Raw genomic sequence first — 26,716 nt, 5'->3', positions numbered from 1 at the left:
ACTCAATGAAATCGACTGACCATAAACCCTTGCCGTTATTAATGACAAGGGTTTATGCGTTTAAATTGTGAGCAAACTTAGGGCATCTTAACCGGCTTTACATGACAATCCTTAGCGCAGGCTTTGGTCTGGCTAAGCGGTCATGAATAGTCATAGTGAAAACAGAGGTCACTTAAGCTGATCTTTTTTAGTAACTATCTTTAGCTACTAACGTCTAGCTACTCTGCTATATAAACCTTTAGCCAGCGCCTTTATTAGCATCGCCTGACTTTGTACAAAGCCATTGTATTTGGGTAAGTCATCGTCCATGTCTTCAACACGACGATTATAAAATAGATGCATAGTAGGTGCAGGTAGCGCCGCTACATCAGGGTAGTTAGTAGTAGGCACTAAGATAAGATTGCCAGCTAATCCCATCTCTATACTGGGTTTATCGCAGCGAGTACATAGACCACGGCTAATATTCGGTGGCAGTTTCCAACGGCGAAATTTGGTTCTTATTAGGTTTAGATTACTGACATCTGACTTTAGTAAAACCGTCACATCGTTATAAGCTTGACCGGTGAACTCTTGACAGATAGTACAGTGGCAGATAAAGCGGCTAACAGGCTGATTGTTGATAGTATAAGTGTTGCTTTGACAGGCGCAAGAGCCTGCCTGTGGGGTAAATTCATGGCTCATCAGTCAGTCCTTAATAACAAAGTTTATCTACATTTATTATGCTTAAATATAGCATCATCTCAGGCGTATGATAGGCTCACGCCCCAATAATTAGAGGATGACCCATGTTTGGCGCATAGAATGTATCCTATGAAAGCCAAAGACACTAATCTAAGTTTCGATGCTACGTTACTAGATTTTCGGCTAGAAAAAAGCCAAGGTATTAGTAGAGCGTTCATAAAAAAGGAGACCTATAGCAGGTCTCCTATTTTATAAACTGTGTAAGAAATAAAATTCTAGCAGCCCAATTTGCCTTCAGCAATGAGGGCTTTTTTGCTACGGATAGGAGCTGGGCAATCTTCACCATAATACTGACGGTCGGCAAAGTAGCTTGAACGTACCATAGGACCCGCCCAAATGTTAAAGAAGCCAATCTTTTTGCCGTAATCCATATAACGCTGGAACTCATCTGGATGTACATAGCGATCGACTGGCGCGTGGTTCTTACTAGGCTGTAAGTACTGGCCCACAGTAATCATATCAACGTTATGCGCTTTTAGATCGTCAAGTAAAGTATAAATCTCTTCTTCAGTCTCGCCTAAGCCCACCATAAAGCCACATTTAGTAGCGATATCAGGACGACGTTCTTTGTAAATTTTTAGCAAGTCTAAAGAATGCTGATAATCAGAGCCGGGGCGGAAAGCTTTATAAAGACGGGGCACCGTTTCAATATTATGGTTAAACACATCTGGCGCTGTTTCTGTGAGTAAGTCTAAAGCGATATCCATACGACCACGGAAATCAGGAACTAAGATTTCGATTAAGCAATTCGGGCTAAGTGCTCTTGCTTCGTTAAGTACTTCAACAAAGTGAGCAGCGCCACCATCTTTTAGATCATCACGATCAACTGAGGTGATAACCGCATACTTTAGCTTAAGACCTAAGATGGTTTCGGCAGTATGGCGTGGCTCATCAGCATCTAGCTGATTAGGGCGACCATGACCGACGTCACAGAATGGGCAGCGACGAGTACAGATGTCACCCATAATCATAAAGGTAGCCGTACCATCAGAGAAGCACTGGGCTAAGTTTGGGCAGGCAGCTTCTTCACAAACGGTAAATAGCTTTTGCTCACGCAAAGTGGCTTTAATACGAGCTACTTCGGCAGGGGATGAGAGTTTAACCCGGATCCAGTCTGGCTTTTTCTTGGCCTCGACAGTCGGGATCACTTTAATTGGGATACGCGCAACTTTATCGTAGCCACGTAGTTTTTCGCCTTGGATGGCTTTCTTGGGTTTGACTCTGGCAGCAGGGACGTGCGTTTGTACGGCTAATGAGCTCATAGTTCTTCCTAACCCTTATGATCCTAAACCTTCATAATCCAAATTGTTACAGGATAAGGGTTTAATTTATTATTTGACGACAGTGATTATTCATTGATAACGAGTGTTTTGAATGACCCAATTATAGCAAAAATAACTATTTTTATCATCTTTGTATCGTGACAGAATAGAGGAAAAATAAACTGAGATACGGTTTAGATATTAGAATAAATAGCTATTAATGAGTTATAAGATTTAGTTGCGATGCGGCGCTCAGTTGTACTAATTTATGACTCTGAGATACAGACATGGAGGCGAGTGGTTACTAGGATAAAGCTAAAGAATTATTATATTGAATATAAGCGACTTAAGTGACAACCATTGAGATTAAAGTGCACCTTAGGCGTAGCGTTTAATTTAACAGAAATACTTGCAAAAAACACGGCAAAATTAACTTAATATCTATATTGGTTTTATTTATCACTATTGATAACCTAAAGTTTATTAAAAGCCATCCATAGTAGAAAATACCTCCCATTTCGTTAATAAATGTTGGCTATACCTAGCTGTTTACGCTTTGGTCATTAACATTTTGGACGTTTTAAGCTATATTAACAGCCATAAATATCCCATTTAGCGTGCCAGCGCAGGCAGTCATTCTGACTACCCACGTGCTGCGCTGATAATTAATGACGAGGATGACTATTGTGTTAGAAGCTTATCGTAAACATGTCGCAGAACGTGCCGAGTTAGGAATTGTACCTTTACCACTTAGTGAGCAACAAGTAGTAGATTTGGTTGAATTACTTAAAAACCCACCTGCAGGCGAAGGCGAGTTCTTAATGGACTTGTTAGAAAACCGTATTCCCCCTGGTGTTGATCAAGCCGCTTATGTTAAAGCTGCGTTTTTAGCCGCTATCGTAAAAGGTGAAGCTGAGTCTTCATTAGTCAGCAAGCAAAAGGCAGTACAAATCTTAGGTACTATGCAAGGGGGTTATAACGTCCAGCCCCTAGTTGCGGCTTTGGATGATAAAGAATTGGCGCAAGACGCTGCTGAAGCTTTAAAGAAAACTTTGCTAGTGTTTGACGCGTTCAATGACGTGACTGAAAAAGCAGAAGCTGGCAATGCTATTGCTAAAGAAGTGGTGCAGTCTTGGGCGGATGCTGAATGGTTCTTATCTCGTGCAGAAGTACCAAAAAAATCTACTTATACTACTTTTAAAGTCAGTGGCGAAACCAACACTGATGACTTGTCTCCGGCGCAAGATGCGTGGAGCCGTCCTGACATCCCATTACATGCTTTAGCTATGCATAAAAACTCTCGCGATGGCATTGTTGCTGACGAAGAGGGCGTTGTTGGGTCTATGAAACAGATCGAAGCGCTAAAAGAAAAGGGTCATCCACTTGCCTATGTTGGTGACGTTGTAGGTACCGGTTCTAGCCGTAAATCTGCGACCAACTCGGTACTATGGTTGATGGGCGATGATATCCCTAACGTGCCAAACAAACGTGGCGGCGGTCTAGTACTAGGTAATAATATCGCACCTATTTTCTTTAATACTATGGAAGACTCTGGCGCATTACCAATCGAAAAAGTAGCAGTTGACAATCTAAATATGGGCGATGTGTTTGACATCTATCCGTATGATGGCAAAATCACTAAGCATGATTCTGATGAAGTACTATCAACCTTTAAGCTAAACTCGCCAACTTTGCTTGACGAAGTTCGTGCCGGTGGTCGTATTCCATTAATCGTTGGTCGTGGTTTGACTAACCGTGCCCGTGAATACATGGGTTTGGGTCATTCAGACGTATTTGCTAAGCCAGAAGAGCCAACTGATACTGGCAAAGGCTTTACACTAGCGCAAAAAATGGTTGGTAAAGCTTGTGGTCTAGTAGGCGTGCGCCCTGGTATGTACTGCGAACCAAAAATTACCACTGTCGGCAGTCAAGATACTACTGGTCCGATGACTCGTGATGAGCTAAAAGACTTAGCTTGTTTAGGTTTCCAAGCCGATCTAGTATTGCAGTCTTTTTGTCATACCGCGGCTTATCCGAAGCCGGTCGATGTCGAAACTCAGCATACGCTTCCTGATTTTATCATGAACCGTGGCGGCGTAAGCTTACGTCCAGGCGATGGTATTATTCACTCATGGTTGAACCGTATGTTACTTCCAGATACCGTTGGTACTGGTGGTGACTCGCATACTCGTTTCCCAATTGGTATCTCATTCCCAGCAGGTTCTGGTCTAGTCGCCTTTGCTGCTGCGACTGGTGTTATGCCGCTTGATATGCCTGAATCGGTTCGTGTACGCTTCGTTGGCGAGCGTCAACCTGGTATCACGTTACGTGACTTAGTTCATGCCATCCCTTACCAAGCGATTAAAGAAGGTCTATTAACCGTTGATAAGAAGGGCAAAATCAACGAGTTTAACGGTCGTATTCTTGAAATTGAAGGTCTAGAAGACTTAACTGCTGAGCAAGCGTTTGAATTGTCTGATGCCTCAGCTGAGCGTAGTGCTGCTGGTTGTACCATCACTCTATCTGAAGCGTCAGTGACTGAGTATCTAACGTCGAATATCACTTTACTTAAGTGGATGATTTCAGAAGGTTATGGCGATGCACGTACTATCAGCCGCCGTATTGAGCAAATGCAAGAATGGCTTGCTAATCCAAGCCTGATGCGTGCTGATGAAGATGCAGAATACGCAATCGATATGACTATTGATATGTCTGAAATCAAAGAGCCGATACTTTGCTGCCCGAACGATCCAGATGATGCTAAGACTTTAGGTGATGTCGCTGGTGATACTATTGATGAAGTATTCATTGGGTCATGTATGACCAACATTGGTCACTTCCGCGCTGCTGGTAAATTGCTAAAAGATGTCCCAGCAGGCAGCTTGCAAACTCGTCTATGGATTGCGCCGCCAACCAAAATGGATGCGCGTCAATTGATGGAAGAAGGTTATTACAATATCTATGCGCAAGCCGGTGCTCGTACTGAGATGCCAGGTTGTTCACTATGTATGGGTAACCAAGCGCGTATCGCCCCAAACTCTACAGCGGTTTCGACTTCAACTCGTAACTTCCCGAACCGTTTAGGTCAAGGTGCTGACGTCTATCTAGCTTCTGCTGAAGTAGCGGCGGTTGCTGCGGTACTAGGTAAACTACCAACCAATGACGAATATCAGCAATATGCTGGTATGCTGAACAGCATGGGCGATGAAGTGTATAAATACATGAACTTCGACCGTATGTCAGAGTATACCGAAGAAGCTGATAAAATTAGCGTTGCTCAATTGAGCTAAGCTTTAGGTTTGAAAGTTAATGATTAAAATAAACCCCGTATCTTTATGATGCGGGGTTTTTTGTTCAAGGTAACCCAAAAGAGTAGGTGTCTGATATACCTACTTCTATGTATAATAGATCAGCAGGCGGAAACCGTGGCTCTGCACTTGGCTTAGCTTTTTTTCTCTCTAGTTCTTTCGGGACGGACCGATACTTTATTATGCACCTATGTGCTTTGGAGTCTTGGTTGATTACATTATCCCCTATCAAACGTCGTTTGGTCTATGTGACGATTTTTGAAATTATTGCTATCCTCTCATCTACTGTAGTACTGATGTATTTAAGTGGTGGTGACGCATCAGAATCGCTACCTGTTGCTATAATGGTGTCATTGGCGGCAGTAACTTGGAACTTTATTTACAATACGGCGTTTGAAAATTGGGAACGTCGCAAGCAGGTAACACAGCGCACACTATTGATACGCAGTGCCCATGCGGTAGGCTTTGAAGGCGGGCTATTTTTAATTTGTTTACCATTGTATATGGTATGGTACGGCGTAAGTCTGACAAAAGCTTTTACCATGGAGGCGACGCTATTGCTATTCTTCTTAGTCTACACTTTTATTTTTACGCTTGTTTTTGATAAGATATTTACCTTGCCTCATCAGTACAAGACAGCATCTGCGTCTTAAGCAAGTCCATTAATACCTTGTATGGTTTACTGATTAGAACTAAAAAAGCTGCCGATTGGCAGCTTTTTTTCATGAAGAATAAGATTTTTTGTACTATAGAAAATAGGCAGTTATTGAAATTTAAAGAGGAGCTAAATTCGAGACAGCAATGTTGTTAGCTTGTCTTTGAGCTTCTGCAATGACTGCTTCTTGATGAGGTAATACGGTTTTGGTATAACCGAGAGAGTCACCAAAAACTTGGAATGGGTTTTCTAAATTGAGTGTGATATTGCTTAAACCTTCGATAACACCAAGACCCATATAAGGGGTTGAAGCCAAATCATAACCCCCTTCTTGGCACATAACTAGGCGTCCGCCGCACAATCTTTCGGCAGTCTCTCTAATGGAGGTAGCCATAAATCTGAACCCTTGTGGCGTAAGAGCCATACGTCCGAGTGGATCATAGCACCCAGCATCTAATCCACAAGCAACGATAATCATATCTGGCTGAAAGGCTTCAAGTGCGGGAATAATGGCCCGGTTGAATGCAGACTCATAAGTGGCATCACCAGAACCTGGAGGTAGGGGAATATTTATATTATAACCTTCACCCTCTCCTTCGCCATTATACTGCGCCGTTCCCGTATCTTCTTCCAAAAAGCTATAGTGTTGATGAATAGAGATAGTCAATACAGAAGGATCACGCCAGAATATTTCTTGCGCACCGTTGCCATGATGTACATCCCAATCAACGATTGCGACACGTTTAAACCCGCCAATTTCTAAGGCATGTTTGGCGGCTAGGGCGACATTATTGAAAATGCAGAATCCAGCACCGCGATTGGTTTCGGCATGATGACCTGGTGGTCGTATTAGTGCATAAGCATTATTTACTTCGCCTGATAATACTTTTTCTACTGCAACCAATGCACCGCCAGCAGAGAGCTTGGCGATCTCAACGCCACCTTGTGCGAAGACAGCCCCAGGACCCCCTTCACCAGCAGGTAGTAGGTTTTGCTCTGCTAAAGATTGATAGTATTCTGTACTGTGCACTCGAAGAATTTCATCTGTGGTGGCTACACGCGGTTCGATAGAGGTAAGTTGTTTGAATATCCCAGTTTGTTGCAGCAAATTGTAAAAGCGGCGTTTTATATCTGGTCGGTCTGGGTTGCCACCTGGCTGAATTTGAAAAGGGGGGAAGGCTTGGTTTAAGCTGTCGTACCAAAAGTACGTTTCGTCAAAGACTATACCTGTCGTCATTATGCAATCCTTTGTTAATGATGAGATGCCACTTTGTATGGCTACTAATACATCATTACATAGAGACGCTACCGCATGATATTACCCTTAAGTGTGTGTTTTAAAAAATATCAATCATAGAGACTTGTTGTCTCTTTAGAAGGTAGGGCAACCATCGTCCGTAGCAAATATAGGATTAATTACCAGTTTAATGCACCCTTATGGGTAATATCTACGGCTAAAAGGGCAGTGTAGTATTAAGATAGGATGCAATACGCAACGGATAATCACAACACAAGGAAGGTGTTTTATGTTAAAAGGATTTCGTCAGCTCTATTTAAACAGAGAGGTCTTAGGGCCATTCGCCGCCATCTATGGTGTTGGTTTTGCCCCCTTATTGATACTGCCTTTTTTGTTCACCGCCATTATTAGCTATTTCTCTATCTCTGAAGCACAGGCAGGCGTGCTGGTGAGTACAGAGCTTGGTGCTATGTGTCTGGGCTCTTTATTAATTGCAACTGTCGTCGATAGATTTCCCAAAAAGTACGTAGCGGTATTTGGTACGGCTTTAGCAGTGATTGGCAATTTGCTTTTTATGTCATCGACCACTTTGATGACTTCTTATGCTTATTTAGTGATAGCAGGACTAGGCTATGGGATTGCGTTAGCAGCTGGCAATGCTGCAGTCGCTGCTCTTGGCGCACGATCTTCTGATATATTTAATAAGGTAGTCCTGTTAGGGACGTTCATGATGATATTATTACTCAATATCTTCCCGCGTATCATTGTGGCGTGGTCGTTACCCGGTGCTTTGATTGGTTTGGCAGTTCTACATTGTTTACTGATACCTTTGTTGCTGGCGATACCTACATCAACACATGCTGAAGCGGCACAAAGTAGTCATGATTCAAAGTATGCCATTCTCTTTAAACCTCTATCTATAGCCATTATTTTAATGATGTTCTGTTATTTTGTCAGAGACACTATGGTATGGGTTTTTGCTGAAAATATTGCTAACACGCGTTTAGGGATTGCGCCTGAAAATATTGGTTTTTTATTTAGTATACATGGGGCAACCTCATTGCTTGGACCTCTGCTATTGATTTGGATGATGCGTCGCATTAGTCAACAAAAGCTATTACTAATGGGTATCATTGTCACTGGTATAATATCCATGGTCGTTAGCCAAACTCAAAGCGTGTTTTGGTTTTCATCAATGGTCATACTTTGGTCAACGGCGCACTTTTTTACTTATAGCTGTGTCATGGGTTTTGCAGCAGCTGCAGACCCCAAAGGTGTTGTGGCAGCAGTGGCTGGTGCAGCGGTAATGGGTGGTACGGCAGTTGCCCCCGCTATTGCTGGCTACGCTATGGACAGTGGAGGTTTAACTGCTTTTACAGTAGGTGTTGCTACCGCAGTCTTAGCCACCTTTATTTTTTCTTGCTTAAGTATATACTTAAGAGGCAAACCTAAAGGCTTAGAACGACAAGCTAAAAAATTGCTACAAGTATCTGAGCCGAGTAAATTACAAATCAAAGAAATATAGTTAGTTAGTCACTTTTTTAGTTATAAGATTGCCGTTACTAGGCCTAAGATATGCTTTAGAGGGTATATGATAACGGGGCGTGCGATTGATTTCACTTTATTTATTAATGAAGGAATAACAATTGATGAATACTGATATAGAAAAATTTACTTTATGGAATAATAAAGTCGGTCAAATCATCGATGCAATCGGCTCGGAGGCATTTACTATACAGTTGGCTGAAGCAGTACAAGCCATGATACCTGATGCGTTGATTATCATATTTTCTATACCAAAGGATCAACAACCTCAGTGTTTATTCGATAATTATCCTAAATATATTAGTAAGATAAATACTAGAGATTGGATATCGGGTGCTTATTTGTTGGATCCCTTTTATATAAAGTGTTTCGACGGCTCACCTCAAGCGATGTATCACTTAAATGATCTCATTCCTGAAAGCTTCCTAGCGTCTGAGTACTATCAGTTGTACTACGCCTTGACGCAATGTACTGATGAAGTGTGTTTTATTGCCCATACCCAAAAAGACTTACGACTCTCCCTTTCCGTTGCAAGGCTTGAGGGTTCTGATGGTTTCACAAAACAAGAGTTGGCACGGCTAAAATCGCTATCCTCTATCGTGTTAAATGCCTTAAACAAGCATTTTGTAACAATAACAGTAGCTGAGAGCGATATCAAAACCAAATTCCATAAGCAATTACAAATAGGGCTTAAGGAGTTTGGAGCCTCGATTTTAACGGCACGCGAGCAAGACATGATACAGCTTATCTTGCTCGGTCACTCCTCCAAGACTATCTCAAAACAGCTTAATATCTCTTTTGATACGGTGAAGATGCATCGAAAAAACGCCTACAATAAATTGAATATATCCTCGCAAGCCGAGCTTTTTTCACTGGTTCTCGCTTCACTACCTTATATTGAAACTCACCCTAATAAAGACCCTTTGCAAGTCTACTTATCTCAAAATAGCCTGCATAATCTCTCTGAGATAAAATAAAGTTAGGGGACGATAAGGATAGCAGCGTTTAATGAGTTGGACTCATGATATGCCCATTATTTACCCATATAAACTGGCTTACGCTTCTGCATAAAAGCACTAATACCTTCCTTAAAATCATCAGTCTTGGCAAGCATAGTCTGCTGATCAACTTCCATATCCAGCGCTTCGTTTAGTCCCATAAAGCTGTGAGTATTAATCATATGCTTCATTGATGCCAAGGCTTTGCCAGGCAGGTTACTTAAGCGCGTTGCTAATGCTAGGGTCGTTGCCTCTAACTCGTCGCTACTGACCACCGTATTCACTAAGTTTAGGCGCGCCATATCATCGCTAGTGAGCTTATCCCCAAGCATGACCATCTCAGTGGTTTTTGCCACCCCAATTAGCTGGTTCAATAAGTAGATACCACCAGCGTCGGGCACTAAGCCAATATTGACAAAAGCTTGTACGAATTTGGCATTATCAGCGGCGATACGGAAGTCACAAGTCAGCGCTAAGTTCATACCTGCGCCTGCGACCGCACCTGCTAACTTGGCAATAATCGGCTTATGGATAGCGCGCAGTTTCAAACTAATTTCAGCAACTTCGCCAACCATAAAGTTAAGCTTGTCAGATAAGGCGTCACCTTCCATACCGTTCTCAAGCATCTCACCAATATGCCCACCACTTGAGAAGTTACCACCAGCGCCTTGCAATACAATCACTCGTACTTGCTCATCAGTATCGGCCTTGTTAAGGGCCTCCATCATAGCGTTCTTAAGGGTAGTACTAAAAGCATTTAAAGTCTTTGGATCATTCATAGTAATAGTGGCGATATGATCGTTAACTTGATAATCAACTGAAGGCTGCGACATGGGTTTTATCCTTATTGTAGTTTGTGGTAATAAATCATTAGATGCTCATTACTATAGCAGTTTGGATGACTTATAAAAGCAGGTTCTATGAGCGCTGAGACTATGCGTAGATGCCAAATGCATAGATACCTAGATACAGGTCTGATAAGTGGCTTCATTGCAGGCTGGGTTTTGTACACTTCAGGGTTAATGGTAAAAAGTCGTTTGTAAGCACTGAAGCTATAAGTTTGGTTATCCTAATGGCTAAGTAATAATACTATTAAATCAATGCATTATATTCTATGATAAAAACATTGAAATTTAGTTTATAGTCAGTCCACGCAAGAGTTGCTGCAGAGTCATTAGTATAAGTTTGCACGAGCCTTAGTCATATCTTCACTTTTAGACAGAAAATTTATATCAGTAGCTGGCGATTTACTAGTTGTAAATAGGATTGACTATATTAACCGATCAGCTGACATTTAAAATTAGTCAGCAAATCAATCGAACTTATTAAAGTTACTATTGCCTACAAGGAAGTGGTTATGCCTCATATTCAGCTTAATAATGCCAATATATATTATGAAGATAGCGCGCCTGACCAGCGGCATAAGCCTGTCATAATATTCGCTCACGGACTACTGTGGAGTACGCGAATGTATGACGAGCAAGTTGCCTATTTTAAAAAGAACTATCGCTGTATTGCTTTTGACTTCCGGGGGCAAGGTCAGTCGCAGATTACCAAAGACGGCTATGATATGGACTCGCTAACTGATGACGTTATTGCCTTGATGGATGCGTTGGCCATACAGAAGTGTAATTTTGTTGGTTTATCGATGGGCGGATTTGTAGGTCAGCGTATCGCTATTACTCATCCTGAGCGCTTATTATCATTAGTTCTATTAGAGACCTCGGGCGATGCTGAAGACCCTGATAATATCCCTAAATACGCTAAGTTAATGACCGCTATGCGCTGGTTAGGTATGAAGCCTGTCAGCAAAAAGATAATGCCTATCATGTTTGGTAGCACTTTTTTGACAGATAAATCACGTCGGTCGCAATATAAACAATGGCAAAAAATGCTAGAGGGCAATCATAAGATTGGCGCAACTAAAGCCACCAAAGGGGTGATTGAGCGTGCAGGTGTTTATCAGCAGCTGGGTAAGATTAACACACCAACGCTCATTATAGTCGGTGATGAAGATATGGCGACCCCTTATCCTAAAGCTGAGCGTATACATTTTGCTATAGCAGGGTCAAAGCTGGCCGTAGTGAAAGGCGCGGGGCACACGGCGACTGTAGAACAACCTCAGCAAGTGAATAATCTAATTAGCAAATTCTTGGGTAGCTGCCTTTAGTGGTAGCAGTTAGGCTATAAATTAGCTGTTAAAAAGCCGTTATCAAATTTATGATAACGGCTTTTTTACTATTTAAGGCTTATATTATAAGCTTACAGCAAGGGCTTATAGTCACTATTACCATCATTAATAGTACCAAAAACTTCAGCACGATTGACAACTTCAGTCGCCCATGCACGATGAGTTGCTGGCTCTAGCATAGTATTATTGTATTTAAATACCGCTTTGGCCTCGCTATGGAGTATGGCTTGCGCTTCATCTAACATGCTAGCAGGCACACAGTAGGCTTGTTGCACTAGAGCAATTTGACTAGGATGAATAACAGTTTTGCCGACTAATCCTAAGCCCACGTCACGAGTTAACTCTTGCATAAATAGTGTCGGCTGGTCTAAGTACTCAAAGACTGGCGCTGACAGATAAAACCCATGAGGCACAAAACAGCCGAGCAGCTGATAAGCTAAAGTACCAATTGGAGTATCATAGATGATACTGTTCTTTGGACGGCGCAAACGTAGGGCTGCAAATAAGTCGTTACCACCGATACGTAAGGCAAATACCGGCTGACTAAAGGCTTCTTTAAAACCGATGGCCAACTCTTGGTTGTGATGCGGATCAAAAAGGGCCGCGGTCTCTAGAGTCGGCATCAACAGTTGGTCGGTATCTAGATTTTGACAAGCCATACGCCAATTAGATAGGCTATACATATCGACTTTAGGTAATACAAACCCATCGAGCAATCCAATATGCCTAAAATCTGCTAATTTCTGTAGCATCATTGGGTTGCGTGGGCGCACAAATACTAAGGGTCGGGTAGGCTGCTTTGATTGCGGCTCTATCTGATCAACAGCTTGTCTTGAAGGCTCATTGATCATATCAACATGCGCCGCCCAAGTATCTAACAGCGCTTGTAAACGTATCAATGCTAACTCTATGTCGCTATGACTAACCGCATCTTCTAAACAGATAATAATACTGTTGATCGTCGAGAGTTTGTCACGCTTGATAACTTGCCAGATATCTTGTCGCGTAGCAGGCATGTAGAGACTAGCACCCAACTGGTAAGGATGATGGGTGTGCGGCTTGACCAGCGCATGCCGATCGGTAATGAGATTGGCATAAGACTGAGTATAATTATAAAGGCTGGACTCGTTTGTTGTCATATCGGGCATAATTAACGTCGTAAATAGTGATAAAGAAGTGAATGTAATTAACAGATATTGACCATAGCAATACTATAAATAGCAGGTTTAAAATAGTGATTTAAACTACTAATTATCTGCGGTTGTATTACGTTGCTTGATTAAGGTAATAGCCTGATAAGGAAGTATTTTAACACCTAATACCTCAATATTAATATCTCGCTGAGCACATAAATGTCTTAATAATAAGGTATCAGGATGGTCGGCTGTCGCTAGCAAAACACACTCAGGATCACGGCGCAATATCGCTCTTGTTGCCTCGGCAATAGTCGGTTTAATACGATTGCGATTGCTAATGTCATATTTTATTGCCAGCTCATCAATTAACGCTGCGGTCTGATAGCGTGGCTGTCCAAAGGTAGCTAAAGCCACTGGTAATACCGTCAGCTGTTGTCTTGCCATGTCAATATGATCAATGAAAGCTAGACTATGATCAACTTCTACTAAGTTATCATAAAATATACTGCGATGTAGCCCGTATTGTGGCTCAGTATATAAGCTACGTGATATAAGCCCTGACACAGTACTGTTTAACAGTCCTGAGGGAATTAACCAGTCATCGGTACTGGCTGCTAGCCAAGCCACACCAGCAGGATCAGCCAGAGTCAATAGCGGCACAACACTTAGACCTTGATGAAAAAAGTTAGCAAAATTCATATCAGTAGGATGATTAAATGACGCAAGGCTACTCGCTAGCTCTTGATAGATAGCCCCTTTACCCGTCCAGCCATCGACAAATACTATAGGACTATTCGGATAAGCCTCCAGCAGCATTTTTAGGGCTACAGGATCAAGGCCACGATCACGAATGATGCTGATACCATAATGCACGCTAGGCAGATTGTAAGCACTATTCGTGTCGGCTAGAGCACGTTGTAATAACACCCCTACTGGCAAGCCGGCACGCACTAAGCTGATTAAGACTAACGGGTTTTTATTAGTGATGCTTTGATAAAAAATATCATGTAAAGAATAGGCTAAGTTAGCGATATCAGTAGCAGTGCGCTGGGTGCCTTGAGTCAATGCTTGAGCGTATAGCTGCTCGTGCATCGCAGTTGGAGCGCTCTCCAAAGTTAACATATCTGAGTAATGGCGTTGACCGTTTTGAATTAAGGCTTCTTTTTGGCTGACTGGCACATCGGCAATGGCTTCTTTATTGACGATATCTAACAGGACAATGACATCGCTGGCAAGATAACTCCCTGAGCCATAACGAGCTAACTGAGCTATTTTTGTAGCTTGATCCACTGGAGAGATAGCAGGGTTATCTTTATTCATTATGATGGCCACGCCTGTTATTGAGAGGTTGATGCTGATTGTAGCTCTGAATGTAGCTGCCCATGGTTGGGCATACCGTACCAGTCTAGTAATTGCAGAAACGGGAGATCTGCCAAACTATCACCAAAGCCAAAACTGGGGCGCTGACTGTCTAAATGGTGTTCTAGCAGGAACTGGACCGCATGACGTTTATGAATAACATGTGGGAGTATCGCTAAGTTATTAGCATTGACATGGACATAAAAGTGCTGATCAAAATCCCGTATTAATAACGGTAATTTATCGGCCAAATCTACTAATACTTGATGGTCTTTTTGCGCATGTTTAATAGCTAAATAGATGGTTAACTTGCGCTTATTAGCACCATTATAACTAATCTTGCCACTATCAAAAGTATCGCTATGCGGCGTGAACACTAACTGACTGTTAGCCCCTTTACTGTGATTAGCAAACACTTCGCTTAGCTGGTTGAGCTTATCTTGTAGTGGTGTGAGCTGCTGATACATATGCTGTTGCCAAGCCGCCAGTAATTTATTATCTGGGCTTAGTATTATCGCGCCATGAGTCAATACTTGCCAACTGTCAAAAGGCAGTTTGACTCGTTGTATCTCAGATCTATCACGCGCAGTGACTACTATCAATTCAGTGCTAACAAGCAGCCAATTAAAAAACGCCGCTTGGCGCTGAGTCATAAAGCTCAAGGGCTGGACTTGTTTATTTACACTGGCACAAATTAAGTTTTCGGTTTCACCGGTCGCTAAATCCCAAGCGTCAATTTTACGCTGGGTCTGAAATAGAGTATCGTCCAAATCCATTAGCGCATAAGGTTTGATGAGGTTTTCACTAGGTTGGAAAAATGGGAAGGTCATTGGATTTTCCAAAAATAGAATAATAGCAGGGCTGTTTAGATAGGGCTTATATACAAATATTTAATGGATATAAAGCGCTGATTGTTAGAGTTGTTAATTAGCTATCTAGCATGCTTTAGCCAAGTTCAGACAGTATAACGATAATCATAAAAAAGGTCAGAATAAATCGCTAATAAAGAAGGAAAAGTATGATAACAGGAGTGGATTGAATCCATTTGGGGTTGAGTAGATAAGTTTGAAGGAATAAAAAATGAAGGGACGCGTTATAAAAACGAGTTAGAGCTGAGTAGGGCTATTGATTTGATAAGCTCAGAAGATTTAGCTTGTAAATATTCTGAGCTTATTGAAGTTTGATTATTCAAATAATAGAACGACATTAAGCTGGTAGGGCTGATCATTATAGAGTCAGCACCTAATTATCCATATATCTCTTCTAGTCGTAAACAAGAGACTAAGCGTCCTTGCCACTCACGCAGCTCAGGCTCTATTTCGCTACAGATAGGCTTAGCATAAGGACAGCGTTTATGAAGCGCACAGCCACTTGGCGGGTTAAGAGGGCTAGGCAACTCGCCTTGTAGGGTCAGCTGTTTTTTATGTCCGGTCACTGAGGGTGCTGCCGAGAGTAAAGCGATGGTATAAGGGTGTTTGGGATCATCGTAAATAGCATCTTTAGCACCATGCTCGACCGCCTTACCTAAATACATCACCATCACATCATCGGCTACATGGCGTACGACCGAGAGGTTATGCGAGATAAAAACATAGGCGGTGCGATACTCATCTTGCAAGTCCATAAATAAATTCAGTACTTGCGCCTGAATAGAGACGTCAAGGGCTGATGTCGGCTCATCAGCGACCACAATTTTAGGGTTGAGCATCATGGCGCGGGCAAGAGCAATACGCTGGCGCTGACCACCAGAAAACATATGCGGATAGCGACCAGTATGCTCAGGACGTAAACCAACGTGCTCCATCATGGCATGCACTTTGCTGCGTTTTTCTTCTTTGCTCAGCGTAGTATGAATATCTAACGGTTCGGTCAGCTGAAAACCAATAGTATGGCGTGGGTTGAGACTGCCATAAGGGTTTTGGAACACCATTTGAATCTCAGTACGCAAGTTTTTAAGCGCACTTCTGCTGTAACTGGTAGTTGCCTCATTATTAATAAATAGCTCGCCACCGGTCGGCTGCTCTATCAAAGTAAGCTGGCGCGCTAAAGTAGACTTGCCACAGCCCGACTCACCGACAACCGCTAGGGTTTTCCCTGCCTCTAACTCAAATGAGATGCCGTTCAACGCCTTGACGAAGGCTTTACCTTTTCCTAATCCTAGAGACACCTCATAGTGTTTATGTAGGTTGTCGGCCTTTAAAACGATTTTATGACTCATATTTCAGACTCCAGAGTAGCCGTTTGAGCAGTCCGAGTAGGATGTTCAGGAAGGGTGGCGTGAATACAGCGGACCTCGCCATTTGGGGTTTTTAAAATAGGGGGCGGCACCTCACAGGCGGGCTCTTTATAGGGGCAACGTGGCGAAAGTAAGCACCCTGTTGGACGATCATATTGACTAGGAACCACACCCGGTAAGCTGTTCAATCTATCTTGTCCAACTGCCAGCTCAGGAATAGCTTGTAGTAGCGCCTCGGTATAAGGATGGGCAGGTTTTTGGAATATTTCTGGCACGGTGCTAGTCTCGACCACTTGACCGGCATACATAACGGCGACATCACGAGAGTTCTGCGCCACTAAGCCCAAGTCATGAGTGATAAGCACCATGGCCATTTGCTTCTCGCGCTGCAGGCGACCGAGCAAATCCATGATTTGAGCCTGAACCGTCACGTCGAGAGCGGTTGTCGGCTCATCAGCGATAAGCAATTTCGGCTCACAAGCCAGCGCCATTGCAATCATCACTCGCTGACTCATACCACCTGAGAGTTGATGCGGATAGACACGCAGACGGTTCTTAGCATCTGGCATTTCAACCAGCTCTAATAATTCTAAAAGACGCTGTCTTACCGCAGCTCCGCGCAAGCCAAGATGGGTGGTTAATACTTCGCCCATTTGCATCTCGATGGTAAAGCTTGGATTAAGGCATGACATGGCGTTCTGAAATATCATCGAAATATCTTTGCCAATAATCTTGCGCTTTTGTTTTGCTGGCATGGTTAACAGCTCTTTGCCATCAAAGTTCAGTCGATCAGCAACCACAGTAGCAGAAGAGGGCAATAATCCCATCAGCGCCATCATAGTGACTGATTTACCAGAGCCAGATTCACCAACAACCGCAATGACCTCTCCTTGTTTTATTTTTAAAGAGACGTCATCGACCGCACGAAAAGCTCGTGCTCCTTCGCCAAAAGTAACCGATAGATGCTCAATATCGAGGAGGAGTGAGTTATTGGTGGCAAGGGTATTCACTGAGCTATTTACGTCAAAGCTATTTACTTGAGAATCGTTCATTAAGACACCTGCTTCAATTTTGGATCTAAGGCATCACGTAGACCGTCGCCCGTTAGATTGATAGACAAAGCAGCTAAGAAAATCGCTATACCCGGCCAAATCGCTAACCAAACATTGCTTTGGATATATTGGCGAGCAGTACCTAGCATGGCACCCCACTCAGCATCAGGTGGTTGCACCCCGAAACCTAAGAAACCAATCGCACCCGCTTCCAAAATAGCAGTAGAGAAAATCATAGTAGCTTGGACGATTAAGGGCGCCATACAGTTGGGTAGTATAGTAATAAATAACAGCCTTAATACGCCTGCACCCATAACTTTTGAGGCGATAAAATACTCACGTTGCAGCTCAACCATGGCTGTAGCACGAGTCAACCTGATAAAAGGCGGTGTACATACTAAGGCAATAGTAATAATGGTATTAGTCATTGACGGCCCTAAGATAGCGGCAATAATGATGGCAAGCAATAGGCTTGGATAAGACATCAAAATATCATTCACTAGCATGACTGCTTTGCCCCAAACCTTGGGCCAAAATGCCGCACTTAGTCCTAAAGATACCCCGACAATCATGGCGATAGAGGTAGCACTGATACCAATAAATAGCGAATAACGTGCGCCGTGCATAACGCGTGAGAGGGTGTCACGACCAGCATCATCGGTGCCCAAAAAGAACATCGAATCACCACCACTAAAGAAGGATGGCGGTAGCTGCTCTTTACCGGTAAATAATTCATGCGGGTCATAAGGCGCAATGGTAGGAGCTAATATGGCGATGATGACCATCAGCATTAAAACGATAAAACCCAGTACGGCGCCTTTGTTTCGACAAAAGGTGTATAAAAACAGCTGCCAAGAAGTTGGCGGTTTAGGGGCAACCTGCGCAACATCGGAAGGAATTACAGAAGGCTTCATTGGATATTCCTTTAGTGAATTAGACCTTGTTTTACTCCACTGGCTTGCTTACTTTATTGCGCTAAGTTGCTTATTTAAATTGCTTATTGCTTGAGCTAACTTAGCATCTGCTTGTCTTAGGAAAGCTGAGTAATACAAACTTAGGGACACAAGGTCATCATGAGCACTATGGGTAATTATTAAAAACTATAAATAGCTATTGCAGATACAATTATGATGAATTACAGAGGCATCAAAAATGTAGCAAGTGGGCTTCACCCTAACAATAAACTATGAAGAATGGCGAATTCTAGGATTAATAAATCCATATAAAATATCGATCATTAAGCTCACCAGAATCAGTGCAGTGGCGACCAATAAAATACCATTTTGTACAATAGGGTAATCACGAGTAAAGAAGCCATCTAGTAACCAGTTGCCAACGCCCGGCCAACTAAAGATAGTTTCGGTGATAATAGCTCCAGCCAATAGTGTAGCCATCTGCAATCCCACTACGGTGACCACAGTGATAAGCGCATTACGCATCACATGAATCAAAATCACCCGTTTTGGTGATAAGCCTTTAGCTCTTGCTGTACGTACATAATCTTCGTCTAACACCTCAAGCATTGCTGAGCGGGTCATACGAGCGATCATAGCTAGAGGAATTGTAGATAGAGCCACTGAGGGTAAGATAAAATGTTTGACAACGTTCCAAAAGGCACCGGGCTCACCAGAGCTTAAAGACCCTAATAGCCAAGAACCATATAAAGGTTTGACGTCTAGGAACTGGGCGACAGAGATGACCCCAGAGACCGGTAGTAGACCTAAATAATGAGCAAAGATACCTGTCAAAATAGGCCCAAGTAGGTAGATGGGCATAGAGTAGCCGGCAAGTGCGCCCGACATTAAGGTATAGTCAATCCAAGTGCCTCGACGCAATGCGGCAAAAATACCCAAACTGATACCAACCACACTCGCTATGGTAATCGCGCAAAGTGCTAATTCTAATGTCGGCACAAAATGGGCGAAAAAATCTTGTAATATAGGGGTGCGAGTACGAAAGGATTCACCAAAGTTACCTTGCAGTATCCCAGTGAGATAATCCCAATATTGTACGGGCAAGGGTTTGTCTAAACCAAGGCGCACTAAAGCCTGCGCATGTAGCTCAGGATCAACCATACGCTCGCCCATCATAATCTCAACAGCATCGCCAGGTACAAGACGAATGAGAATAAAAGTCGATAGGGTTAAGCCGATATAGACAGGAACTAAGATTAAAATCCGGCGTAGAATATAAAGTAGCATAGCTCGGCTCGTTTTTATAAAAGTGGCTTTTAGCAAATATAGCTCAAGCTCAGACAAAGGTGGCTGGAACAGAATCTCTGAACCAGCCACAAACGTATATAAAGCAATAACTATCAAGTAAAAGGCGGCACTAAAGTTTATTAGGTATTGGTATTGAAGCTAATACTAGTACTGAATGCAGCGCTAGTATTAACTAAGGCTATTTACTACCTTTATTCAATATCAACGCCATCAAAGCGAATTGAGCCGAGTGGGCTGATTTTGTAGTCTTTAACGTTAGGGGTGGTTAATACCGTCACCACTGAGTTAGCAACTGTGGTCCAAGGCAATTGATCTTTAAAGATAACCTGAGCTTGCGTATAATTGGCAATACGCTCATCTTGGTTGGTAATGGCACGTGCATCGGTCACCAGCTTATCAAAGTCTTTATTACACCAGCGTGAGTAGTTATTACCACCAACCGCATCACAAGATAATAAGACACCTAACCAGTTATCAGGATCCCCATTATCGCCAGTCCAACCCGCTAGAATAGCCTCAGGCTCGCCTTTGGCAGCACGTTTTAGATACTCGCCCCATTCATACGTCACCAGCTTGGCTTTCACGCCTACTTTGGCCCAATCAGCCTGAATCATCTCTGCCATCAGCTTGGCATTAGGGTTATAAGGGCGCTGCACTGGCATATACCATAAGTCGATTTCTAAGTTTTTTGCACCAGCTTCGGCCAATAGTGCCTTAGCTTTTTCGACATCGTAAGGCGCATCTTTGATGTCTTTATTATAGCCCCACTGCGTTGGCGGCATTGGGTTAGTGGCTTTGATACCAGAACCTTGATAGACCGCATCGATAATAGCGTCTTTATTAATCGCCATATCGAGCGCACGGCGAACATTCACATCTTTAAGTTCTGGTTTTTCAGTGTTATAGCCTAAGTAACCGACGTTAAAGCCAGCCTCATCTAAAACGTTTGCTTTGCCGGATTTTTTAGCAGAGTCCACTTCAGAGGGGTTGGCATAAGCTGAGACATTACATTCGCCCGCTTGTATTTTTTGCGCACGAACCGCAGAGTCTTTGGTGATGACAAAGACTAAGTTATCGATATGGATATCGTCTTTGTTCCAGTAGTCAGGGTTTTTGCTATAGCGAATCTGTGCGTCTTTTTGATAGGAAGTAAAGACAAACGGCCCAGTACCGACCGGCTTAGTGTTTAGGTCAGCGGCTTTACCAGCATCCTGTAATTGCTTAGCGTACTCTGCAGAATGCACATAGGCAAACGGCATGGCTAGGTTTTGTAAGAAGGGCGCATTGGTCTCGTTCAGCGTAATTTTGACCGTATAATCATCAACTTTTTCTACTTTATCGATGATCTCAGGCAAACCCATATCTACTGAGTAAGGGAATTCAGCCGGATAGTCTTTGTTAAAGGCAAAGTCAGTATCAATCATACGTTCGATAGTAAAGATAACGTCATCAGCGTTGAAGTCACGCTTTGGCGTGAAGTAATCAGTCTTGCCGAACTTGACGCCTTTACGTAGATTGAGGGTATAAGTCTTGCCATCTTCGCTGATTTCCCAGCTTTCTGCTAAGCCTGGCTCAATTTCGGTTTCGCCACGTTTGAACTGGACGATACCGTTAAAGATAGGGTAAGAACTGGCATCAAAGTCAGTACCTGCCGTATATTGAGCAGGGTCAAAGCCGGCAGGGCTACCTTCTGAACAATAAATTAGGGTCTTAGCTGCTTTGGCATCGCTGCCAGCATCTGCTGTTTTGTCGGTGGTTTTATTGTCGCCGCTACAGGCACTGATGCCTAAGGTTAGGGCTGCTAATAAGGTAAGCTTGAAAAATGGGATTTGCATTGTGATAACATCCTGTATAAACCATCAGATAATTACCAATTAATAAGACGACAGTGACACTATGCGCCACTGATATCGTCATATAATTGATAAACCCTTAATTCCTTTTAAAGTATTTACTCATTCACGTTATGTTAGGTCATCATTAATTAGCTAAAGCTGGAAATGATCTAACAACTGCAATCTCAAATCTTTGGTTTTCAAATAATTGAGAGGGTGGCGCTGAATGAGCAAATGAATAGACAGAATATATATGTAAAGGTAAGGTTAAGCAAGATGTCTATAACGTAAATATGAATTTTTTTATGCTATAAGCATCTTTTTTATTATGATTTTTACAATTAAGCGCCTTAAAATCAGATACCTATAAAACTAAACTCTGTTTTAGCAGTACTATTACACAATCTAAACACGCTATTATTAGTGCTATAAACCCATTATCAGTAACTATCAAGACCAATATCTATCTTAAACGAGACTCTAGCTAGGACTTACTATCAGCACATTATCCAAACCATGCCACAGCGAATCAACACTCTCAGACGAGGTTTCTACACACAATACGATCAAGTCCCAGTCAGCAGGGTTGACGTTATAAACAAAGTTAGTCATGCCTAAACCATAATTATCGGTAAAGCTTAACCTCGTGCTAATACCGCCCCCTAGCGCAATTGGCGAGCGGGTTAAGGCGCTAAATTTAATCTCAGGATGATTAATTACATTATCGATATTGCTGTTTTTCTCAAGCCATTCGGCCAATAAAAACGGTAACCATACAAATTCATTACTGCCCAATACTAGAATTCTTGTAGGCAAGTAGGCGTCATCAAGCTGTCTTTGCTGATTAAAGACCCTAACTGCTTGTTGAAAATTTGCCAAGTAACTATCGAAGCCATCGGTGCTAGTTAAGGTGGGGAAACGTCCCCAATTGCCCGTATCACCTAAAGCATTACTACCTGCTTCTGTGGTATCAACTGATGGCATCATTATAGGCTCAGGATTAGGGGCATCCGTCCATTGCCAAGCGCCAGATAGCAGATGATGCCGATAAAAGTCGATATTTGCTAAGCGGCTGGCAACGCTATCGTCAGTATCGGCTTGATGCTGATTTAGCGACCAGTCAACCAAGGTTGTAAGATGTACTTGCTGTAGTTGGGTTAATCCTGCTGCCCGTAATGCGCTGACCACATTGACGCAAGTATTGCCTGTTGAGGCTTCATCATCGACCATAATAAGGGTCTTGGTTGCTAGCAGCTGGGCCTGAGTCACCTTATCAGCACTTTGATAAATCAGGTGCTGACTGGCATGACTATGGTCTTCGCTAAAAGTGGTCAATAAAACATTGTCGTTATTACTATCATTACCATCATCGTGCTGGGCATGGCGAGTAGAGTTAAGCAATAACGCATTGGGATAGCGTGTTTGCAACGCTTGATGAACGCCAGCGGATAGCCCAACTGCTGTCTCTGCCATACCAATCACTAGGATAGGTTCAGCTAACTCATCAGGGACCAAATTGGCCAAATCAGTAAAGGAGGTACGCATAACACTCGGCGCCACTGGGATATGACGTCCTAAGACTTTTGAGACAAAAAGAAATGCACGCTTAGGATTAATACGCTGGGCAAAGTCTAATAAGTCTTCTAATTGATAAGGCTGCTCGCCAGCACCGGCACGTTTAATAGCCGCATTTATCTGATAGCTTAGCGCCAGCTCACCACGGGGTAGAACGATATTACGTTTGTGAACATTAATAGATTTAGCACCGTTTTCAATCATCGCCTATATATTTCCTATTTTATAAATTCTATAAATAATTTTTATGATATCTAGTACATTATACCCTTAGCCTTACATATTTGGGCTTAGCGGGTTTTTATTTGAAAAATTAAATGGCTTTTTTTAATCTTTATTTTAGTTGTCTTAAACGAAGTTTATTTGTAGGTGCAGCAGTTATTCCTATGGTACAGTTGTACACTATCACTGCTGTTCCTAACTATAATTATCTCGCTCTGCTTTTGCTAGGGAAAATACCCTTAAACCAATAGCTCTATAAAAATACATACCAAATAGGATCTATTTACCCATGAATAATATCATTATAAAAGCATCAAGAAACACGGACAGTGTCGCAAAATGCCCATTATCAACGCAAACCGTTGCGTTTTCCCATTATAACCATCTCTCTGGCCAACTACCTGTTGATCCACAAACCAAGGCCGTAGTCGCCGGCGATATTAGCGCACAGACAACCCAGTGCCTAGACAATATTAAGGCCATCGTTGAGAGTATTGGTCATGTTATGGATGACGTGGTTAAGATCACTATATTTCTAAAAGATATTACTGATATTGCCGCTGTAGATGCTGTTTATGCTACTTTTTTCCAAAGCTATCTGCCAACACGTACCGTGCTAGCAGTAGCAGCGCTTCCTATGGATAAGGCCTTGATACAAATAGATGCCGTCATCTCAAACGGTGAAGGGACTCAGCCACAAGCACCTTGTGATTTAGTAAAAGTGACCAACAACACGGATAATGCGCCAAAAACTAGCGTCTCTACGCAAACCGTCGCTTTTTCTCACTATAATAATATTTCAGCGCAATTGCCAATTGATCCTAAGACCGGCAGCTTAGTTAGCGGCGATGTAAAACAGCAGACCGCTCAATGCTTAAAAAACATTAAGGCTATTTTACAGAGCATCGATGTGCCCATTGATGATATTGTAAAAGTAAATATCTTTTTGACGGACCTGACAAATACTGACGCTGTAAATGAAGTCTACAGCACCTTCTTCCCAGATTCGGCTATTGCTAGAACTGTTGGTTACTGGCCAGCACGCACGGTTAGTGCGGCCACTGCGTTACCGATGCAGGCGCTAGTACAGATTGATGCGGTGGTGTCGCATGGTGATGGGACGCCTCCGCAAGAAGTTGAAGATAGACATGGTATCGTCATAAAAGCTAATAATACTACTAATGCTCCAAAGAGTTCAGTAGCCACACAAACCGTCGCTTTTTCTCACTATAATAATATCTCAGCTCAACTTCCTATCAGTGCTGAATCAGGTAAAATGATTACAGGCGATGTGACGGCTCAGGCAACGCAGTGCTTAGAGAATATCAAAGCAATATTACAAAGCATTGATCATGTTATGGATGATGTGGTTAAAGTCAATATCCAGCTTAAGAACATTGCTGATATCGATGCAGTAAATGATATCTATACTCCGTTCTTTAACAGTGATTTGCCTGCGAGAACAGTCATCGGTGTGTCCGCCATTCCAATGGATGCTTTAATACAAATTGATGCTGTGGTTTCTAATGCTGAAGGTACACCACCAGCTTTATAGCATGTTGTAGATAGTTAATATTTATACAGTTAAGATTTAGCTAGTTAAGGGCAGTAGTCAAGGCTTTTAAGGATAGATACTACTGAGCAACCTGACTTAATAAAAGGGGACTAATAGCCAAAGCTACTAGTCCCCTTTTTAGTGGTAATACTTGCTTTATACTGCTGGCAGAAGTAGCGTTGGCATCGATAAGTAATGCAATATTATCGAACTCAACGGACATTTATCTTCCTTAGTGCAGCGCTTATCAGTAGCTGTTTGCATCCTATTAAAAAATTATCCCTCACAACCTACCAACCATAGCGCACCCCGGCTTTGCTTACTTAGCTGCGGTGTGGTTAGTGGTATATGGCTGGCCATAGAAGAGAGTGAGTGGTTGGCTAAAGCGTTAACCGTATCATCGGTTAAAGCCGTTAGGCTGATACCGGCACTGCTTAACAGCGCAGATAATAACTGAAATTTCACCGCGTAATTCATATTTTGTGCGTGCTCATAGTTTAAACTTGACGTAACCATGCCTAGCACCTCCCCAGTAGGTAATAATAGGGGGCTGCCACTAGAGCCAGGTTGAATCGGGGCAGTAAATTGCATATAGCGGATATCATTGCCAAAACCCGTCAGTCCTGAGACACAACCTTGAGTAACTTGTAGTTGACTGCTCACTCCAGATAAGGGAAAGCCCAAAGTAGTAATAGTCTCACCTAATAGATCATCGCATTGCTGCGCTAACGTTAGATAACTGGGTAGTGGCTCACTAACTTTTATAATCGCTGAGTCGCTACCGATGTCGCTGAGCACTACTTGTGCCTCACGATCAGGATAGCCTTGCTGGCGGATAGCGATCAAAGCTGCGGACTCAATCACATGGTAACAAGTGAGTAGATGATAGCGATCAATAGCAAAAGCAGTACCTGTCCAAGTTTCACCTGCGGTTACTTGTCGTGGCGGTCGCTCATCGCTATTGGACTGTCCTTGCTGCTGGCGTTGGGCTTCTTGTAGCAGGGCATGAGTATCTGGCGGGCGGATATCAAGACTAATCTGAATACGTTGCTCTAGACTTGCCAATCCTTGGCTGGAGGCCTCACCCAATGCCCGACATTTAAACTGCCCATTGCGCTGATAGATCTCTAAAATGATAGCGGCTTTGACATGACGCTCATTGGCAATAAAGTCATAATGAATAGTGTCATTGTTTACCGCTAAGCTAACGGTATTTAGCTCAACAGCCGGTAAATTAAGCGTAGGTTCGTAATAGGCATAGACGATAAGCTGTAAATAGTGGATACCCTGAGTGTTAAAGAGTGTCTGTAAGTCTAGCTGCCAAACCTTTGGCTCATCAGCATTATCCAATTTTGCCCACTCCTTAGGCTCATGTAAATAAGCTGGACTGCAAGCTGCCTTGCGACTCTCGTCTAGAGGTAGCAATAGTAGTCCAAGCTGCTGACCAAATTTGAGCGGATCTGAGGTAGAAAAACTCACTGAACATTGCGCTTGCTCAATAACCGTATTGGCGCCTAAAACTAAGGTCTGTGTACTCATAGCACGTCTCTTCTAGTTTTGCGGTAGGGTGGTTTATCATACTTAGGC

General features: G+C 42.7%; 21 protein-coding genes. 6 read left to right on the top strand and 15 right to left on the bottom strand.

Annotated elements, in window-relative coordinates:
• Positions 1-207 precede the first annotated feature (207 nt).
• Positions 208-681 carry a GFA family protein gene (locus JMY09_RS06370; protein WP_201622754.1) on the bottom strand — a complete coding sequence of 158 codons (474 nt, stop codon included), beginning with the start codon at positions 679-681 and terminating at the stop codon, positions 208-210.
• A 275-nt stretch (positions 682-956) separates the two neighbouring features.
• Positions 957-2,003 (bottom strand): lipoyl synthase, encoded by a 1,047-nt coding sequence (gene lipA / locus JMY09_RS06365; RefSeq protein ID WP_201622753.1) that lies wholly within the window; start codon positions 2,001-2,003, stop codon positions 957-959.
• Positions 2,004-2,689: 686 nt separating this feature from the next.
• Here lipA and acnB point away from each other — a divergent pair.
• Positions 2,690-5,293 carry a bifunctional aconitate hydratase 2/2-methylisocitrate dehydratase gene (gene acnB / locus JMY09_RS06360; protein WP_201622778.1) on the top strand — a complete coding sequence of 868 codons (2,604 nt, stop codon included), beginning with the start codon at positions 2,690-2,692 and terminating at the stop codon, positions 5,291-5,293.
• 227 nt (positions 5,294-5,520) lie between these two features.
• Entirely contained in the window at positions 5,521-5,964 is a 444-nt protein-coding gene (locus JMY09_RS06355; RefSeq protein ID WP_265088004.1) for a PACE efflux transporter, read from the top strand.
• Between the two features lie 120 nt (positions 5,965-6,084).
• Here JMY09_RS06355 and JMY09_RS06350 read toward each other — a convergent pair whose 3' ends face one another.
• Positions 6,085-7,203 (bottom strand): class II histone deacetylase, encoded by a 1,119-nt coding sequence (locus JMY09_RS06350; RefSeq protein WP_201622751.1) that lies wholly within the window; start codon positions 7,201-7,203, stop codon positions 6,085-6,087.
• A 289-nt stretch (positions 7,204-7,492) separates the two neighbouring features.
• On the opposite strand from JMY09_RS06350, the gene JMY09_RS06345 reads away from it, so the two are divergent.
• Both JMY09_RS06345 and JMY09_RS06340 read left to right on the top strand, forming a co-directional pair.
• On the top strand, positions 7,493-8,728 hold the full coding sequence (locus JMY09_RS06345) for an MFS transporter (protein WP_201622750.1): 1,236 nt from the start codon (positions 7,493-7,495) through the stop codon (positions 8,726-8,728).
• A 124-nt stretch (positions 8,729-8,852) separates the two neighbouring features.
• The gene (locus JMY09_RS06340) at positions 8,853-9,725 is read left to right on the top strand and encodes a helix-turn-helix transcriptional regulator (RefSeq protein ID WP_201622749.1); all 873 of its coding nucleotides are present in this window, start codon (positions 8,853-8,855) and stop codon (positions 9,723-9,725) included.
• 56 nt (positions 9,726-9,781) lie between these two features.
• Here JMY09_RS06340 and JMY09_RS06335 read toward each other — a convergent pair whose 3' ends face one another.
• Positions 9,782-10,579, bottom strand: a complete 798-nt coding sequence (locus tag JMY09_RS06335) for an enoyl-CoA hydratase/isomerase family protein (protein WP_201622748.1) — start codon at positions 10,577-10,579, stop codon at positions 9,782-9,784.
• A 524-nt stretch (positions 10,580-11,103) separates the two neighbouring features.
• Here JMY09_RS06335 and JMY09_RS06330 point away from each other — a divergent pair.
• Positions 11,104-11,916: an alpha/beta fold hydrolase gene (locus JMY09_RS06330; RefSeq protein ID WP_201622747.1), complete on the top strand. Its 813-nt coding sequence runs from the start codon at positions 11,104-11,106 to the stop codon at positions 11,914-11,916.
• Positions 11,917-12,008: 92 nt separating this feature from the next.
• Here JMY09_RS06330 and JMY09_RS06325 read toward each other — a convergent pair whose 3' ends face one another.
• From JMY09_RS06325 to JMY09_RS06285, 9 genes are all read right to left on the bottom strand, one after another.
• Positions 12,009-13,085, bottom strand: coding sequence for an HpcH/HpaI aldolase/citrate lyase family protein (locus JMY09_RS06325; RefSeq protein ID WP_227677198.1), 1,077 nt, complete (start codon positions 13,083-13,085; stop codon positions 12,009-12,011).
• A 99-nt stretch (positions 13,086-13,184) separates the two neighbouring features.
• Positions 13,185-14,393 (bottom strand): cysteine protease StiP domain-containing protein, encoded by a 1,209-nt coding sequence (locus JMY09_RS06320; RefSeq protein WP_201622746.1) that lies wholly within the window; start codon positions 14,391-14,393, stop codon positions 13,185-13,187.
• 17 nt (positions 14,394-14,410) lie between these two features.
• Positions 14,411-15,262, bottom strand: a complete 852-nt coding sequence (locus JMY09_RS06315; protein WP_201622745.1) for an HAD hydrolase family protein — start codon at positions 15,260-15,262, stop codon at positions 14,411-14,413.
• Positions 15,263-15,678: 416 nt separating this feature from the next.
• On the bottom strand, positions 15,679-16,650 hold the full coding sequence (locus JMY09_RS06310) for a peptide ABC transporter ATP-binding protein (protein ID WP_201622744.1): 972 nt from the start codon (positions 16,648-16,650) through the stop codon (positions 15,679-15,681).
• Positions 16,647-17,720 (bottom strand): ABC transporter ATP-binding protein, encoded by a 1,074-nt coding sequence (locus JMY09_RS06305; protein ID WP_201622743.1) that lies wholly within the window; start codon positions 17,718-17,720, stop codon positions 16,647-16,649. The genes JMY09_RS06310 and JMY09_RS06305 overlap by 4 nt, the downstream gene beginning before the upstream one ends.
• On the bottom strand, positions 17,720-18,634 hold the full coding sequence (locus JMY09_RS06300; RefSeq protein WP_201622742.1) for an ABC transporter permease: 915 nt from the start codon (positions 18,632-18,634) through the stop codon (positions 17,720-17,722). The genes JMY09_RS06305 and JMY09_RS06300 overlap by 1 nt, the downstream gene beginning before the upstream one ends.
• Before the next feature lie 270 nt (positions 18,635-18,904).
• On the bottom strand, positions 18,905-19,921 hold the full coding sequence (locus tag JMY09_RS06295) for an ABC transporter permease (RefSeq protein WP_201622741.1): 1,017 nt from the start codon (positions 19,919-19,921) through the stop codon (positions 18,905-18,907).
• 212 nt (positions 19,922-20,133) lie between these two features.
• Positions 20,134-21,777, bottom strand: coding sequence for an ABC transporter substrate-binding protein (locus JMY09_RS06290; protein ID WP_201622740.1), 1,644 nt, complete (start codon positions 21,775-21,777; stop codon positions 20,134-20,136).
• A gap of 480 nt (positions 21,778-22,257) precedes the next feature.
• Positions 22,258-23,556: a phosphoribosyltransferase domain-containing protein gene (locus JMY09_RS06285; protein ID WP_201622739.1), complete on the bottom strand. Its 1,299-nt coding sequence runs from the start codon at positions 23,554-23,556 to the stop codon at positions 22,258-22,260.
• 307 nt (positions 23,557-23,863) lie between these two features.
• On the opposite strand from JMY09_RS06285, the gene JMY09_RS06280 reads away from it, so the two are divergent.
• The gene (locus JMY09_RS06280; protein WP_201622738.1) at positions 23,864-25,129 is read left to right on the top strand and encodes a RidA family protein; all 1,266 of its coding nucleotides are present in this window, start codon (positions 23,864-23,866) and stop codon (positions 25,127-25,129) included.
• 79 nt (positions 25,130-25,208) lie between these two features.
• Here JMY09_RS06280 and JMY09_RS06275 read toward each other — a convergent pair whose 3' ends face one another.
• Positions 25,209-25,352: a hypothetical protein gene (locus JMY09_RS06275; protein ID WP_201622737.1), complete on the bottom strand. Its 144-nt coding sequence runs from the start codon at positions 25,350-25,352 to the stop codon at positions 25,209-25,211.
• A 53-nt stretch (positions 25,353-25,405) separates the two neighbouring features.
• Positions 25,406-26,668: a S1 family peptidase gene (locus tag JMY09_RS06270; protein WP_201622736.1), complete on the bottom strand. Its 1,263-nt coding sequence runs from the start codon at positions 26,666-26,668 to the stop codon at positions 25,406-25,408.
• Positions 26,669-26,716 lie beyond the last annotated feature (48 nt).

The sequence above is a fragment of the Psychrobacter urativorans genome (assembly GCF_904846695.1).
Taxonomy (GTDB): domain Bacteria; phylum Pseudomonadota; class Gammaproteobacteria; order Pseudomonadales; family Moraxellaceae; genus Psychrobacter; species Psychrobacter urativorans.
The sequence above is the reverse complement of the archived record's forward strand: the minus strand, read 5'-3'. Positions and strand labels throughout refer to the sequence as shown.

What these genes read in the sequence shown, in the direction of transcription:
- JMY09_RS06370 (WP_201622754.1), bottom strand. Translation starts at nt 681, where the DNA reads ATGAGCCATGAATTTACCCCACAGGCAGGCTCTTGCGCCTGTCAAAGC.
- lipA (WP_201622753.1), bottom strand. Translation starts at nt 2,003, where the DNA reads ATGAGCTCATTAGCCGTACAAACGCACGTCCCTGCTGCCAGAGTCAAA.
- JMY09_RS06350 (WP_201622751.1), bottom strand. Translation starts at nt 7,203, where the DNA reads ATGACGACAGGTATAGTCTTTGACGAAACGTACTTTTGGTACGACAGC.
- JMY09_RS06345 (WP_201622750.1), top strand. Translation starts at nt 7,493, where the DNA reads ATGTTAAAAGGATTTCGTCAGCTCTATTTAAACAGAGAGGTCTTAGGG.
- JMY09_RS06340 (WP_201622749.1), top strand. Translation starts at nt 8,853, where the DNA reads ATGAATACTGATATAGAAAAATTTACTTTATGGAATAATAAAGTCGGT.
- JMY09_RS06335 (WP_201622748.1), bottom strand. Translation starts at nt 10,579, where the DNA reads ATGTCGCAGCCTTCAGTTGATTATCAAGTTAACGATCATATCGCCACT.
- JMY09_RS06330 (WP_201622747.1), top strand. Translation starts at nt 11,104, where the DNA reads ATGCCTCATATTCAGCTTAATAATGCCAATATATATTATGAAGATAGC.
- JMY09_RS06325 (WP_227677198.1), bottom strand. Translation starts at nt 13,085, where the DNA reads ATGCCCGATATGACAACAAACGAGTCCAGCCTTTATAATTATACTCAG.
- JMY09_RS06320 (WP_201622746.1), bottom strand. Translation starts at nt 14,393, where the DNA reads ATGAATAAAGATAACCCTGCTATCTCTCCAGTGGATCAAGCTACAAAA.
- JMY09_RS06315 (WP_201622745.1), bottom strand. Translation starts at nt 15,262, where the DNA reads ATGACCTTCCCATTTTTCCAACCTAGTGAAAACCTCATCAAACCTTAT.
- JMY09_RS06310 (WP_201622744.1), bottom strand. Translation starts at nt 16,650, where the DNA reads ATGAGTCATAAAATCGTTTTAAAGGCCGACAACCTACATAAACACTAT.
- JMY09_RS06305 (WP_201622743.1), bottom strand. Translation starts at nt 17,720, where the DNA reads ATGAACGATTCTCAAGTAAATAGCTTTGACGTAAATAGCTCAGTGAAT.
- JMY09_RS06300 (WP_201622742.1), bottom strand. Translation starts at nt 18,634, where the DNA reads ATGAAGCCTTCTGTAATTCCTTCCGATGTTGCGCAGGTTGCCCCTAAA.
- JMY09_RS06295 (WP_201622741.1), bottom strand. Translation starts at nt 19,921, where the DNA reads ATGCTACTTTATATTCTACGCCGGATTTTAATCTTAGTTCCTGTCTAT.
- JMY09_RS06290 (WP_201622740.1), bottom strand. Translation starts at nt 21,777, where the DNA reads ATGCAAATCCCATTTTTCAAGCTTACCTTATTAGCAGCCCTAACCTTA.
- JMY09_RS06285 (WP_201622739.1), bottom strand. Translation starts at nt 23,556, where the DNA reads ATGATTGAAAACGGTGCTAAATCTATTAATGTTCACAAACGTAATATC.
- JMY09_RS06280 (WP_201622738.1), top strand. Translation starts at nt 23,864, where the DNA reads ATGAATAATATCATTATAAAAGCATCAAGAAACACGGACAGTGTCGCA.
- JMY09_RS06275 (WP_201622737.1), bottom strand. Translation starts at nt 25,352, where the DNA reads ATGTCCGTTGAGTTCGATAATATTGCATTACTTATCGATGCCAACGCT.
- JMY09_RS06270 (WP_201622736.1), bottom strand. Translation starts at nt 26,668, where the DNA reads ATGAGTACACAGACCTTAGTTTTAGGCGCCAATACGGTTATTGAGCAA.